This is a genomic window from Corynebacterium sp. H113, from assembly GCF_037572315.1.
GTDB lineage: Bacteria > Actinomycetota > Actinomycetes > Mycobacteriales > Mycobacteriaceae > Corynebacterium.
In genome coordinates this window covers 1-13,584 of the sequence record NZ_JBBHKZ010000004.1, presented here as the reverse complement: position 1 = coordinate 13,584, position 13,584 = coordinate 1, and the positions used below count along the sequence as shown (strand labels likewise).

Genomic DNA, 13,584 nt, shown 5'->3' with positions numbered 1-13,584 from the left:
ATCAATCAACGGGTAAATGAACTTCACGTTAATTTACCCCCGGAACGGGCTATATATATAGCTTAATGGCCTGCACTTTTCGTCGTGGCAATGTGACATGAGATCCATGCAACTGCGCTCTCTCACAACTTCACGACGTACCGCCCTCCGTGCAGGCGCCACCGGCGCCGCGATCGTTGGCGCTTCCGCCCTTTCGCCATTAACCGCATCTGCCGAGCAAGCCCCAACCGCTGACACGGGCGACAGCAACGCTGCCGCTACCGAGCACAGCGTATTTCAGCACGGTGTCGCCTCGGGTGACCCGCTCCCCAACTCCGTCTTGCTATGGACTCGTGCAACCTCGCATGCTGGCGACATCCCTGGCTCGGGCGCAGGTCACCCAGTCAACCTCCGCTGGGAGGTAGCAACCGACGAGGCCTTTAGCTCAATCGTTGCCAGTGGCACGACGGTAGCCAACCCAGCAGCCGATCAGACAGTCAAGGTCGAACCAACTGGCCTCGCTGCTGATACATGGTTCTACTTCCGCTTTATCGTCGCTGACGGAGAGTACTCCGGCCAGATCTCACCGATCGGTCGCACTCGAACGACTCCACCAGTCAATTCCTCGCCCGAACACCTCGGTATCGCCCTAACCTCATGCGCCAACTTTGAAACCGGTTACTTCAGCGCGTACGGCGATATGGCCCGCAATGATGGCATCGACATTGTCATGTGCGTCGGTGACTACATCTACGAGTACGGCACTGGTGAGTACGCAGGAAAGACCGGCCCAATTCGCACGCACCAGCCGGAACATGAAATTGTCACGCTGCAGGACTACCGACGTCGCTACGGCGAATACCGCACCGATAGCGACCTCCAGGAAGCACACCGAGTGAAGCCATGGGTCGTAACGTGGGATGACCACGAAGTCGCTAACGACAGCTACCACAACGGCGCAGAGAACCACACCGAGGGCGAAGAGGGCTCATATGCAGCCCGTCGTGACGCAGCTATCCAGGCGTACCTGGAGTGGCTCCCAGTGCGCGCGACGACATTTTCAGAACAGGGACATCTCTACCGTTCGTTCAATTACGGCGACCTGGCGGAAATTGTCATGCTGGATCTGCGTACGTACCGCGATCAACCCGTCGAATTCAAGGCCATGGCCGGAATTGATGACGAATCGCGCAGCATGCTCGGTTCTGAGCAATTTGAATTCCTTCGCGGGCAATGGACGACTTCGTCGGCAACGTGGAATATCGTGGGCAATTCGGTGATGTTTACTCCGGTCCTTATTCCGCCAATGGATCCCGAAGCGACCCGTGCAGTAACAGAATTGCTGGGTATGCCAGAAGAGGGGATCCCATACAACTTTGACCAATGGGATGGCTTTGCAGCCGAGCGACGCAAGCTCATCGATCTCATGGGCGAGCACCAGTTGGACAACGTTGTGTTCCTCACCGGAGATATTCATAGTTCGTGGGCATGTAACGTTCCGAGGTCCCCTGGACGATATCCCGTAGATGGGGTCGCTGCGATGGAATTCGTGTGCACCTCTGTGAGCGCGCCAAACATCGACGACATCGTGAAGCTGCCACAACGCAACGGCATCTCCTTGACCGCAGAAACAGCCCTAACTGGGGTCAACCGTCACGTGAAATATTTGGAGTTCGACCACCACGGATACGCGGCAATTCACTTCACTTCCGACGAAGTACGTGCCGAGTACCGATTTGTGCAGGACAAGACCCAAAAGGACCAGGAACTGTTTGTGGCAGCCCAGTACGTAGGCCGCCGTGGCTCTGGAGTGACTCTCGCATAGTCACTTAATCCTTGACAGTGCTCAATTCACTGTAAACCCACTTTCATTTTCGCAGGTGAAGGTGGGTTTATTTATCTTTTCACTACCACTACAATTTTGGATCAGCGAAGCGCTCGAACTCGCTAATCGCTATTCACCTAAATTATCGCGAGATATTGGCATCGTCGCCCGAAAAGCCTCATTTCGCATTGACTTAGACCCACTTCTACTTCCCTACCATTGTCGGTTTCGTTGAATCTGTCACTGAACTCGGCTACATTGACGTAATCTCGAGCATGTACTCAACAACTGCTCGGAATAAATCAATTCAGGCAAAGCAATGCACGCGGTACACACCCACTGCGTGGAGGTTCAGTACGTGCAATATTCATCCCCTGAATCGATTGCAAGAATTTCGACGGAGGTCTACTCACAAATGGCGCGTAAAGAAGTAATTCAGTACATCGACGATATTGACGGCACTCAGCTGAGCGCTGACAATCTTCGCGTTGTCCGCTTCAGCGTTAACAACCAAAACTACGTCATGGATTTGTCGGTCGAGAATGCAGAGAAGTTCACAGAGACGATGAAGCCATACATCGACGCGGCTTCTATTGACGAAGATGCCAACGTCGCTCGCAACCGTCGCACGACCGCTGGCGCAGCTTCCCGTCGCGCTCGCGAGCGTAATCACATGATTCGCAAATGGGCCCGCGAGAATGGTTACCAGGTCGCCGACCGCGGCGCTCTACCGAAGAACATTATCGACGCTTTCGACAAGGCTTAATTGCCTTACTGCCTCATGCTGGCAGCATCCATAGCCACGCTTTCAGTCAATGCTTGAGCCTCTCATCCTCGCGGTTTCAGGCGTACTGAAAGCGTGGCATGTTTTATATACCGGACTAACTTCCGTCAGCCCTTCAAGTAGTTGGCTACTGTCGATCATCTCACTGCTCGTTACTGTTCGAGCACTGATTGCGCCACTTAGCATCAAGCAGTATGTCATCGCACGTCAAAGCGCCAATCTGCGTCCCGACATCGATGCTATTAGACGTCGCTATCGCCATAGCGGCGATCCCCTTGCCCCTGCATATCAGCAATGGGCAATTGCCGACTTACAGCGATCTCAGAACATCAGTCTCTCTGGTGCCCTCACCACTCCACTGATTCAGCTCCCTGTCATCATCGGGTTGTACTCACTGTTACGCAGGATTGTCCATGCGGGACCACATGGAGTTGGTTTCCTTTCCACCGCTGAAGTGTCCGAGTTCGCCACATCTGAGTTACTCGGAGTGCCGTTATCCGCATCAATGTCGATGCCCTCTACCGCATTGGCGCAATTCGCAACCTCGCGCCAGCAGGTTGTCGATGTCATCCTGCCGTTGATCGTGTGCGCAGCCCTGTTTACCACCATCAACCTCGCGGTCTCTCTACGTCGCTACGGGAGCACTTACGACTACTCACGCCCTTTTGCGCGCAGAATGTCTCGGTTCATGTTGGTCATGCTATTCGTGTCTCCGATCTTCATCCTCACAATGGGAGTTTTCGGAAAAGTAGCACTAGCACTAATTATCTATTGGGTATGCAATAATTTATGGACGCTTATTCAGAATGTACTTTTGACAATTTATATTGAGCGGAAATATCCGCTTTCCGAGAAATTTATTCACCATCGTTCGTCCCAACGCATAATGGAACGTCGTCGCATTTCTATTGCTCGTCGCAAACGGCATTTAACATGGCGCTCGAGTTTTTCTGCACCCGCCCGTGCAGAGCTTGCCGAACTTCAGAAACAGCATGACGACGAAGTAGCCGCGGAAGCAGCTCGCAATCTCAAAGTGCAAAAATTCCGATTCGCGGTGGCGCTCATGCGTCCTCGCGAACAGCACTTCTTACCCGACTTGTGTGACCAAGCGCCGATCGCAACACTTCCCCAGGCAGACTTCACTGTTGAACTTCTGCAGTCGTCACATGTATTTCCGATACCGCAGCGAACACCACATTCTCGGGTCGCGACATGGCTACGTAAGAAGAAAAGCGTTCAATACGTCATGTGGGCAGGTCGCTCACTGGCTGCCGTCGTAAAGAAAAAGACCCTCGCGATGCGGGGTCGTGAAGAATCGCAATGGAAACGATTCCGGAAATGAACAGTAGAATGAATGAGTTTTAGAAATTAGTGTTCGCTATAAATCAGATCACGAGCAAGATCGCGGGCGGTTTGCAGCGGCGTCAGGTCCTTCGACATTTTGGCGCCAGCGAGGCCACCATCAAGGAACAACATAAGCATGTTCGCGTGAAGTGACGGCTTGTTACATTCCTTCTGAGTCAGCAATTCGCGGATCTGTTCCCACAACCACATCCGGTGATTAGCGACAGCTTCTCGAATATTCTGCTCCGACTCCGTTTCCGGCTTCGGGTATTCACTCGCGGCATTCTGAAAATGGGAGCCCCGGAAATCGATTCCCGGCTGCTCCGTAATACACAAATCAAAAAACGCGAGAATTTTTTCTTCTGGCGTATCGACGGTGGCAACTCGCTTGTTCCAGCTTTCGCGCCACTTGTTGTCCAGGTCTTCGAGATAAGCGATGACTAGCTTGTCCTTGGATCCGAATAGCGAGTACAAGGAAGCCTTGGCGACGTCCGCCTCACGCAAGATTCGATCGATACCAATGACACGAATGCCTTCGGTAGTGAAGAGATCCGTGGCAGCTGTTAGCAATCGTTCTCGGGGGCTGGGGCGATTTCGACGCCGAGATGTGGCTCGACCACTCTTGGCCGTCTTACCCTTCGCAGGCTCGTCCGCCACGTCTGCTCCTCGTTCTCGATTACAGTTTTTTTCAACTGTTGCCATTCTACAATGGACAAATCTGTCTTTATCAGTACGACTGTATGCCATGCTGCTATCGACCACCGACTATCACAGGAAAAACCCTGTGGACAGCAAAAAGCCCCCTCCCTTCGCACTTCGCGAAGGCAAGGGGCTGAGTTACCTTAGTCCTGCCGTATCAGGCTAGGCAGTCTAGTTGACTCGTACTAGCGACGGCGCTTGGTGACCAGTCCAACCAGGAACAGCAGGATGATTGCACCCAACAGGCAGGTCAGGAAGCTGAAGATCAAACCGCCACCGGCTACGTCGAAACCAAAGAGGCCAAGCACCCAACCGCCCAGGAAACCACCGATGATGCCAACGATAATGTTCAGCAGGATACCCATCTGAGCATCGGTGCCCATGATCTTGGAGCCGATCCAACCAGCCAAACCACCAATGATGATCCAGCCGATGAAGCCGAGCGCTGGAGTGGACGACGCAGCAAGCAAAATCTCGTTCATGTCGTGTTTCTCTTTCTATTCGGCGAACAATAAATGCAATCATCATGTGTCGTGCTGATCGGATCTACCCGATAGCTACAAGTAACATCACGCAACTTTTGCGAGTCATTACTTCGACACAAATGAAAGCGTCACTCACCATTTTAAGTGAATGACGCTTTCGTGCAGGTAAACATTCAATAAAGCTTCACAACCAATGTGACAACATATTGAAGGCTTAAACTCTTAATGCAACTCCTATACTGCAACAGTATTTATAGAGTTCATTACATAGACTCTGGGCGAACCACCATCATCGGACAAGGCGCTGCCTGCAGCAATGCACGAGAGGTGGAGCCCAGGAGCATCCCCTTGAAACCACCGCGACCATGCGAGCCAACGACCAATAGCTGTGCTCCCTCAGACGCGTCTGCCAGGGCACGCACCGGACGATCGCGGGTGACCACCTTCGTGACCTTTACGTCTGGGTACTGCTCTGACCAACCGGCAAGGCGGTGACCAAGAAGAGCATGCTGCTCTTCTTCCACAACCTGCCACTGCTGCTGTGCTGCAGACAGGCCTGCAAGCGACGCCTGAACCTGCATATCCATCCAGGTATGGACTGCAATTAGTTCAGCTCCACGCGCATCTGCCTCACGAAATGCGTTCTCAATTGCCTTCTGAGAAACACCCGAGCCATCGACACCAACAACAACCGGACCGTACTTGGTTTCTTCAGTCACCAGATTGTCCTCGCGGACAACGACAACTGGGCAGGAAGCGTGGGAGACTACTGCAGCCGAGACGGATCCCATGACCATGCCAGACAGACCGCCGAGACCACGCGAACCCATAACAATCATGGTCGCCTGCTCAGACAGATCGAGCAGCATGTCAATTGGGCTGCCTTCTTCAATCTGGTGAGAGACCTGAACTTCTGGAGCAAACTCGAGCGCAATCTTCTTCGCTTCATCAACCTTCTCGAGGGTCTCGGCCTCAAGATCGTCGTAAAGCTCCTGCGGAGGAACCATGCCCTCCGCGTACAAGAACTGTGGCATTGAGTAGCTGCTGACCAGACGCAGCGGAACATCGCGCTTTACAGCTGTATTTGCAGCCCACTTGACCGCGGTCTTCGATGCATCGGAACCGTCAATTGCGCAGACAATAATGTCTTGCTTCGGCATTGTTTCCGTCCTCCTTCGTACAGCACCGTGCGTCGGGTTCTCGCGCGACCAGATTCGGCTGCGTCCAACTGGGTGCCAAAGTGTGTGATTCTTACCTACCACCCTACCCCCGCAGTCTCCACCCTAACCATGTTGAGCAAGTCACAATGCCCGGTGAAGCGGAACAAGAACACCAAAGAATAGGGTTCTTAGCGAAACGGCTGTGCTTGAAGTGACAACTGAATCCCAGCTCATCGGTGTTACCGCACATTCGGGGCTAGCAAAACAGGCCGTTTTAACGCTGCGAGTTCCACGCCTCACCGAGTGCCCGTACCGAGTTGATTCGGACCTCGGGATCGTGGGCATATGTCGTCGTAATGATCTCGTCCGCCTCGATCTCCCGCGCAAACTCGCGCATTTCGGTGGCCACATCGTCCGCAGTTCCTGTGAAAGAACATTGCAGAACTGCCTTTACCCGCTCCCATTCCATCGTGGTTGCCCCGGCCATCGGGTTCTTCGTCGGCTCCGGCAATGGCTTGCGTGTGCCGCCCCGACCCAGCGATAGGAACATCTGTTGCACTACCGAGAACTGGTACTCCGCCTCTTCCTTTGTATCTGCAACCATCGTGTTCGTCGCCACCATGACATACGGCTTTGCGACGGTCGCAGTCGGAGCATCCGGGTTAAACGATGAGCGATACACCTCTAACGCCTCGACCAGCTGGAATGGCGAGAAGTGCGAGGCGAAGGCAAAAGGCATGCCCAAGGTGGCAGCTACCGACGCCCCTGCCGTGGAGGAACCGAGAACATACATCGGAACATTGGTGCCCTGTCCCGGGTACGCAATGATGTGCGCTTCGGGCCGTACGGGCGCTAAGTATCGCTGCAAATCACGAATATCGGCAGCGAAGTCTGCGACATCGGAGCGACCGCGACGTAACTCCCGGGCGGTCATTGGATCTGTGCCCGGCGCGCGTCCCAGACCTAAGTCAATGCGGTCAGGATAGATGGTGGCTAAGGTGCCGAAGTCTTCCGCAACGCGCAGTGGCGCGTGATTGGGAAGCATAACGCCACCCGAACCGACTCGGATGCTGGAGGTAGCGCCGGCGAGATGACCGATCAACACTGCCGTCGCCGACGATGCAATATTCACTGTGTTGTGGTGTTCTGCCACCCAGAACCGCGAGTATCCCGCCTGCTCAGCCACTTGAATGGTTCGCACCGAGGCTGCAATAGCGGTGGCGGCATCAGTCCCTGCTGACACCGGTACGAGGTCGAGAAAGGACAACGCGATGTCGGAGTTATCGCCCGATACAGATCCTGAAGTTGATGTAACAGCATTCGTCATGGTGCCACTGTATCGAAAAGATGCGACCCACTAGGCTGAATGATTATGGCGAATGCTCCTCTCCCGATCCGTGACGGCCTCAACCCGTCCCGTGTTCGTGTACCCGGACATCGTGGCGACCCCACGGTCACAGCTCTCGAGCTACTAACTGCTGCAATTTACGGGCAACGGCACCGCCATCCTGACGACGACCACGTCGCCATTGCACAGCGCTTCACCGATGGGCTTGTCGTTGATTCCAATGGCAAGCCTTTCTCACCCGACTCTGTGCTGAAACCCGGCCGTGACATCTGGTTTTACCGCGTTCCTGCAATCGAGCCTGTCATCGCCGGGGATATGCCTGTGGTGTACAGCGATGACAACGTGGTGGTCGTCGATAAGCCTCCTTTTCTCGCGACCACGCCGAAGGGGCGACACATCACCGAGACTGCGGTGGTGCGACTTCGGCGTCAGCTGGACAATCCGGAGTTGGTGCCAGCTCATCGGCTGGATCGGATGACGTCAGGGCTATTGATTTTCACGGCTCGGAAAGAGGCTCGTGCTGCGTACCAGGGGCTTTTTGCGGCGCACGGGTCCGTCGTGAAGCGATACGAAGCACTGTCGGAGGTGCCCACGGCCTTGCCTGAAACACCTCTACAGATCAGCACTCGGCAACGCAAAGTTCCAGGTGAACTGCAGGCTTACACGATTGACGGCGAACCGAATGCGCACACGATTATCGAGAAATGGGAGCTTATCGACGGCCCCGACGCCCCCCTGTGCCGTTGGTTCTTGCGCCCGTTGACAGGGCGAACACACCAGTTGCGCCTGCATTTGTGGGAACAGGGTGCACCGATTCTTGGGGACCAGGTGTATCCCGAACTGCTGCCCGTGGAGGCCGAGGATCCGAATTTGCCACTACATCTTGTGTGCACGGAAATGTCGTATACCGACCCGATGACTGGCAAGCCGATCAGTTTCCGGTCAGCGCGGAGTGTTCTCGCGCCCCTGCAGTTGGACTGAGTTGGGCCGGGTTGGACAGATCTGTTCTGGTGTGAGCTGACTTTCTCTAGCGCCACGGCCCTAACCCAGGAAGAATAGAGATAACTACTGTTACTACTGTTATTTCAAAGGAATGGTCCACACCATGGCCGACACCCCTGCGTCCACCGAGTACTCGCCTCGGCACGCGGCAAAAATCGACAACGCCGCTTACGCCCAAGGTCTCACCAAGACCTACGGATCCGGAGACGCAACCGTCACTGCCCTCGATCATGTCGATGTCGAGTTCTACAAGGGCCAGTTCACGGCCATCATGGGTCCTTCGGGATCCGGCAAGTCGACACTCATGCACTGCATGGCGGGTCTTGATACGCCAACCTCTGGCACGTCCTACATTGGCGAAACTGAACTGAGCAGTTTGAATGACAAGGGAATCACTGCTTTACGACGAGACCGGCTAGGCTTCGTCTTCCAATCGTTCAACTTGGTCCCTACTCTCACGGCAGCCGAGAACATTACGTTGCCGTTGAACATCGCTGGTCGAGACGTCGATAAGGAATGGTTCGACGAAATTACCAGCCGCCTTGGCCTGACGGAACGACTATCGCATCGGCCAAGCGAGCTGTCGGGTGGCCAGCAGCAGCGCGTCGCGTGTGCGCGTGCACTCGTGAGTAGGCCTGACATCATCTTTGGTGATGAGCCAACCGGCAACCTCGACTCCAACTCTTCACGCGAAGTACTCGAGATTCTGCGTTCGGCTGTGGACGACATGGGTCAGACAGTCGTGATCGTGACACACGACCCGCGCGCGGCGTCCTTCTCCGATCGCGTAATTTTCCTTGCCGACGGCAAAGTCGTCGACGAACTCCGTAATCCTGATGCTGATGCAATCCTTGCGAAGATGTCGCAGATGGAGGAGTTCTAAACATCATGGCAACCTCTGCCTCCACGATGCGGAAGGTGTCGCTGCGATCAATCGCGGCGCACAAGCTTCGCCTCGTTCTCACGATCCTGTCAGTAGTCCTTGGTACGGCATTCATCGCCGGCGCATTCGTCTTCACTGCATCACTGAATAAGGCATTCGATGGTGCGTTGAGCACCGCGTACGACGGCATCGATGTCGTAGCGACCGTCGCTCCCGATGATGCGATGGTGCTGAATAGGGAGACCGTCGAAAAGATCTCTCAGTTTCCCGGTGTTGAAGCAGCCAATGTTGGTGCTGCATCTGTTGGCGTAATTATGACCGGGTCGGATGGCAAGGCCATTCAGACCAACGGTGCGCCGTCCATGGGACTTCCGTATTACGACGCCGAGGAAGCAGTCGGCAGTATTCAGACGTATACGGCTGGCCATCCGCCTCGCGGTCCTGACGAAGTTGCTATCAACGCAGTAGCCGAGAGGCTTGGCAATCTGCAGGTTGGCGACACCATTACCGCAGTGACCAGCAAGACCAGAGCTGAATTCACTGTGTCAGGCGTTTTCACTACCAAGGCAGATTCGACTGGCTGGATGAGTGGCGTCTTCCCGCTCGACAAGTGGTACGAGATGTATACCGATGGCGAGCACGTGGAAACACTGTCGCTATCAGTCGACGATTCGACGACCCCTGAAACAGTATCCAAAGCGCTAGCGGACGCCTATCCGACGCTCACTGTCGAACCAGGATCGGTGCTCGCCGAACGCGACTCCGAGGTGATTTCGCAAGCACTCGGCTTCGTGAACTACTTCCTCATCGCCTTCGGCCTCATCGGTTTGTTGGTGGGCATGTTCATCATCTCCAACACCTTCTCGATGTTGGTTGCCCAGCGTACTAACGAGTTCGCACTGCTCCGTTCACTCGGCGCATCCCGTGGCCAGCTCACTCGTTCGGTGCTCACCGAGTCATTTGTCGTCGGCTTGATTGGTTCCATACTCGGTATCGCGGGCGGTTTCGGACTGACCAAACTGTTGTACGAAGCCATGTCGCTTTTCGGCTACGAGATGCCTGGTGGCGGGCTCACGGCAACGTGGACTGCGTTCACCATTCCCCTGATCGCAGGTGTTCTCATCACTGTGGTTGCAGCGTGGGCACCAGCTTCGCGTGCCGGAGCAATCCCTCCGGTGGAAGCGATGCGCAGTGGCGATGCAACCTCCGAATCCAACCTCAAGGTCCGCACCATTTCCGGCATTATTGCAGCACTCATTGGTGCAGCATTGCTGATCGCACCGGTGCTGTGGGAGGACGGCACGACTGGGCGACGAGCAACTCTCGTCGGCATCGGCGCATTCGCGGCCATCGTGGCCATGTGGCTCATCGGCCCGGCATTGTCCCAGCCTCTCGTCGGTGGGGTAGGCAGGGTGCTCGGATGGCCGTTTGGCACCGTCGGCAAGCTCGCTAGTACGAACTCGCAGCGTAACCCGCGACGAACTGCGGCAACTGCTTTTGCGTTGATGTTGGGACTAGCGCTCGTGGTGAGTGTCGGCATGCTCGGCGCGACCATGAAGAATTCAGTCAGCGAGTTTACGAAGAGTGATCTGAAAGCTGACTACGTCATGGCACCGCCGATGACCGCACATGTAGCAATGCCAGACGGTGTGCGCGCAGAAGTGGATCAGGTTGAGGGTGTAGAAGCGACAGCGGTCAGCTACTTTGGCATGGCCAATGTCATGAACCTCGATGAAGCCGAAGCGCTCGCAGCGTCCGAGGATGCAAACACAAGCCCTGTCGGTGGCCCGCAAGCTGGAAATGCTTCCTTCTTCGACGGTGACCTTGGATTCTGGTATTCCGCGCATGTTATCGATGGATCTCTCGACCTGACCGCGCCCGATTCTGGCGCAGTTATTAACAACACTGTGGCAAAAGAAAAGGGCTGGAAAGTCGGCGATGACGTCGGCATGATTACCCCGATGGGAGTCCTCCCTATCCCTATCACGGGTATTCACGAGGACACCGCCGATCCGTCCCTCGCAATTTCCATCTCACCAACCGTTCTCGATCGCGCCAACGCAAGCCGCGACATGCTGATCCCCCGCATGCTGCTTGTCGACGTTGCTGGCGAAAGCACCGCCGACATTGAGAACAAGCGCTCGGCTTTGGAAGACGCCGTTGCAGACTTCCTCGTAGTCCAAGTCATGGATGCCGAAGACTACTCCGGCATGGCAACGCAATCCATCGATGTCATGCTTGGCATCGTCTACGGACTGCTCGGCCTAGCGGTGATCATTTCGATCTTGGGCATCATCAACACGTTGGCGTTGTCGATCGTTGAGCGTCGTCAAGAGATTGGTATGCTCCGCGCCGTTGGTTTCCAACGTCGTGATATCCGTAGCATGATCCGCCTCGAATCCGTCCAGATCGCCATCTTCGGAGCGATCACTGGTATCGGCTTGGGACTGGCACTCGGTTGGTCGTTACTGACCGTGCTCTCGAATGAAGGACTTGGCGACGTCATCGTGCCATGGGGCCAGATCGGCATTATGTTGCTTGCCTCGGCCGTTGTCGGCGTGCTCGCGGCAGCCTGGCCTGCACATAAGGCAGCATCGACGCCACCTCTCGCAGCGATTGCTGACTAGCGCTGGGGGCGGTACACACGCCAATGGCACAATGGTCTCATGCAAATGAGCACTAGAGAACGTCACCTCAACTCGATCGGGTTGAGGCTCGCCGTTTTTACCGTGGTCTACAACCTCGCCGAAGGTGGCCTATCTATGTGGGCGGGTCGCGCCGCTGATCTTTCCACAATGATCGGTTTTGGTCTTGACTCCTTCATCGAGTCACTCGTCGCGATCCTCGTTGCTCTCCGCCTCCGCGGCAGACTTGCCGACGAATCACTGACCGACGCAAAACATCGGGAGCATAATACGCTCCGAGCGGTAGCCGTGACTTTCTTCTTACTCGCGGCCTACTTGGCCTACGAAGGAATCAGCGGATTGCTTGGCGACAAGGATCCAGAGACATCGGTAATCGGAGTAGGTGTACTTGTAGCGTCGGCCGTCGTAATGCCGTTGCTCTGGTGGGCGAAGCTTCACGTGGGTAAACAACTAGATGATCCACTCATCCTGGCCGACGCCGCCGAAACCAAGATCTGCCTGTTGATGACCTTCAGCTCGCTGTTGGGACTTGGGTTGCTTCACTACACTGGGTGGGCTGGCTTTGATGCGCTGGCAGCATTCGCGATTGCGGGGATTGCCATCATGGAAGGGCTCGAAGCCTGGGAGGGCGAGCTCGAAGAGGATTGCGACTGCCACTAGGGCAACGGCTAAACCACCCCGCGCTGGATATCTACTTCGCGTTTAGAAGTCGACGCTCATCGCGTTCAGTGATCTTGATCCGCTTCTTCAACATCAGGAAGAACCACACAAAGGTCACCGACAGCAAAATATGACCAAGACCAACGACACCCGACTGAGCAGCGCCCCACGAATCACCGTTGCCTGTTGTGTGAACAATTCCATTCACCAGCATCGCGCCGATGGTCCACACCAAGGCCACGTTATGAGCTACAAACCACTTGCCAAAGTTCTTATCCGCGCTCAGCGTAAACAGCTTCTCTAATGCGACCGCAATAAGGAAGAAGAACGTACCCAACACCAACAAGTGAGTGTGCAGGGTATTCAACTGCGACTTTTCGACGGCGTCGAAGAAGCGAGTGAACTCCCGATAGAAGACGCCAGCCGCCAGGCCAACAATCAAGTACGTCAGAGATGCGCCATAGAGTTTCTTCATGTCCTCGACTCTATAGGGGCGTATCCACAACAAGTAATCACTAAGGCTGCTACCAGGACATATAACCCCTCAGAGCGGGTCAATCGAAAGACTGAAATTGGGAGTAGGGGTATAACCTCGAAGCCAGACGACGTGGCCTTCGCTTGTGTGTTCGAGTGTGGGCACACAAAAAAAAGGGGGCCCAGCCCACAAGGACCAGACCCCCACAAAAACAATGCCGGCAGCGACCTACTCTCCCACACCCTCCCGAGTGCAGTACCATCGGCGCAGGCAGACTTAGCTTCCGGGTTCGGAA

12 protein-coding genes and 1 rRNA gene are annotated in these 13,584 nt (G+C 55.3%); 7 read left to right on the top strand and 6 right to left on the bottom strand.

Going from position 1 to position 13,584, the window contains the following annotated elements; genetic code table 11:
- Positions 1 to 106: 106 nt before the first annotated feature.
- The 3 genes from WG938_RS08420 to yidC all read left to right on the top strand — a co-directional run bounded on the left by WG938_RS08420 (position 107) and on the right by yidC (position 3,930).
- The gene (locus tag WG938_RS08420) at positions 107 to 1,804 is read left to right on the top strand and encodes an alkaline phosphatase D family protein (RefSeq protein ID WP_339979680.1); all 1,698 of its coding nucleotides are present in this window, start codon (positions 107 to 109) and stop codon (positions 1,802 to 1,804) included.
- Positions 1,805 to 2,219: 415 nt separating this feature from the next.
- Complete coding sequence (locus WG938_RS08415; protein WP_339979679.1) at positions 2,220 to 2,570, top strand: histone-like nucleoid-structuring protein Lsr2; 351 nt, start codon at positions 2,220 to 2,222, stop codon at positions 2,568 to 2,570.
- 49 nt (positions 2,571 to 2,619) lie between these two features.
- Complete coding sequence (yidC, locus tag WG938_RS08410) at positions 2,620 to 3,930, top strand: membrane protein insertase YidC (protein WP_339979678.1); 1,311 nt, start codon at positions 2,620 to 2,622, stop codon at positions 3,928 to 3,930.
- Positions 3,931 to 3,956: 26 nt separating this feature from the next.
- Here the strand turns inward: yidC and WG938_RS08405 are convergent, their stop codons facing one another.
- From WG938_RS08405 to WG938_RS08390, 4 genes are all read right to left on the bottom strand, one after another.
- Positions 3,957 to 4,634: a TetR/AcrR family transcriptional regulator gene (locus WG938_RS08405; RefSeq protein ID WP_445292914.1), complete on the bottom strand. Its 678-nt coding sequence runs from the start codon at positions 4,632 to 4,634 to the stop codon at positions 3,957 to 3,959.
- A gap of 182 nt (positions 4,635 to 4,816) precedes the next feature.
- Positions 4,817 to 5,113 carry a GlsB/YeaQ/YmgE family stress response membrane protein gene (locus WG938_RS08400; RefSeq protein WP_339979675.1) on the bottom strand — a complete coding sequence of 99 codons (297 nt, stop codon included), beginning with the start codon at positions 5,111 to 5,113 and terminating at the stop codon, positions 4,817 to 4,819.
- A gap of 266 nt (positions 5,114 to 5,379) precedes the next feature.
- The gene (locus WG938_RS08395) at positions 5,380 to 6,276 is read right to left on the bottom strand and encodes a universal stress protein (protein ID WP_339979674.1); all 897 of its coding nucleotides are present in this window, start codon (positions 6,274 to 6,276) and stop codon (positions 5,380 to 5,382) included.
- Positions 6,277 to 6,550: 274 nt separating this feature from the next.
- On the bottom strand, positions 6,551 to 7,603 hold the full coding sequence (locus WG938_RS08390) for an LLM class flavin-dependent oxidoreductase (protein WP_339979672.1): 1,053 nt from the start codon (positions 7,601 to 7,603) through the stop codon (positions 6,551 to 6,553).
- Between the two features lie 45 nt (positions 7,604 to 7,648).
- Between WG938_RS08390 and WG938_RS08385 the strand changes: the two genes are divergently transcribed.
- The 4 genes from WG938_RS08385 to WG938_RS08370 all read left to right on the top strand — a co-directional run bounded on the left by WG938_RS08385 (position 7,649) and on the right by WG938_RS08370 (position 12,814).
- Complete coding sequence (locus WG938_RS08385) at positions 7,649 to 8,605, top strand: pseudouridine synthase (RefSeq protein ID WP_339979671.1); 957 nt, start codon at positions 7,649 to 7,651, stop codon at positions 8,603 to 8,605.
- Between the two features lie 124 nt (positions 8,606 to 8,729).
- The gene (locus WG938_RS08380) at positions 8,730 to 9,509 is read left to right on the top strand and encodes an ABC transporter ATP-binding protein (protein ID WP_339979669.1); all 780 of its coding nucleotides are present in this window, start codon (positions 8,730 to 8,732) and stop codon (positions 9,507 to 9,509) included.
- A 5-nt stretch (positions 9,510 to 9,514) separates the two neighbouring features.
- The gene (locus WG938_RS08375; protein ID WP_339979668.1) at positions 9,515 to 12,136 is read left to right on the top strand and encodes an ABC transporter permease; all 2,622 of its coding nucleotides are present in this window, start codon (positions 9,515 to 9,517) and stop codon (positions 12,134 to 12,136) included.
- Between the two features lie 45 nt (positions 12,137 to 12,181).
- Entirely contained in the window at positions 12,182 to 12,814 is a 633-nt protein-coding gene (locus WG938_RS08370) for a cation transporter (RefSeq protein ID WP_339979666.1), read from the top strand.
- 31 nt (positions 12,815 to 12,845) lie between these two features.
- Here the strand turns inward: WG938_RS08370 and WG938_RS08365 are convergent, their stop codons facing one another.
- Both WG938_RS08365 and rrf read right to left on the bottom strand, forming a co-directional pair.
- Positions 12,846 to 13,289, bottom strand: a complete 444-nt coding sequence (locus tag WG938_RS08365) for a DUF2871 domain-containing protein (protein WP_339979664.1) — start codon at positions 13,287 to 13,289, stop codon at positions 12,846 to 12,848.
- 215 nt (positions 13,290 to 13,504) lie between these two features.
- A 5S ribosomal RNA gene (gene rrf, locus WG938_RS08360) occupies positions 13,505 to 13,584 on the bottom strand; the annotation flags it as partial.

Bases quoted from the DNA above. Each gene is read 5' to 3' on its own strand.
- WG938_RS08400 (WP_339979675.1), bottom strand. From the start codon at position 5,113: ATGAACGAGATTTTGCTTGCTGCGTCGTCCACTCCAGCGCTCGGCTTC.
- WG938_RS08415 (WP_339979679.1), top strand. From the start codon at position 2,220: ATGGCGCGTAAAGAAGTAATTCAGTACATCGACGATATTGACGGCACT.
- yidC (WP_339979678.1), top strand. From the start codon at position 2,620: ATGCTTGAGCCTCTCATCCTCGCGGTTTCAGGCGTACTGAAAGCGTGG.
- WG938_RS08375 (WP_339979668.1), top strand. From the start codon at position 9,515: ATGGCAACCTCTGCCTCCACGATGCGGAAGGTGTCGCTGCGATCAATC.
- WG938_RS08390 (WP_339979672.1), bottom strand. From the start codon at position 7,603: ATGACGAATGCTGTTACATCAACTTCAGGATCTGTATCGGGCGATAAC.
- WG938_RS08370 (WP_339979666.1), top strand. From the start codon at position 12,182: ATGAGCACTAGAGAACGTCACCTCAACTCGATCGGGTTGAGGCTCGCC.
- WG938_RS08385 (WP_339979671.1), top strand. From the start codon at position 7,649: ATGGCGAATGCTCCTCTCCCGATCCGTGACGGCCTCAACCCGTCCCGT.
- WG938_RS08420 (WP_339979680.1), top strand. From the start codon at position 107: ATGCAACTGCGCTCTCTCACAACTTCACGACGTACCGCCCTCCGTGCA.
- WG938_RS08365 (WP_339979664.1), bottom strand. From the start codon at position 13,289: ATGAAGAAACTCTATGGCGCATCTCTGACGTACTTGATTGTTGGCCTG.
- WG938_RS08405 (WP_445292914.1), bottom strand. From the start codon at position 4,634: ATGGCAACAGTTGAAAAAAACTGTAATCGAGAACGAGGAGCAGACGTG.
- WG938_RS08380 (WP_339979669.1), top strand. From the start codon at position 8,730: ATGGCCGACACCCCTGCGTCCACCGAGTACTCGCCTCGGCACGCGGCA.
- WG938_RS08395 (WP_339979674.1), bottom strand. From the start codon at position 6,276: ATGCCGAAGCAAGACATTATTGTCTGCGCAATTGACGGTTCCGATGCA.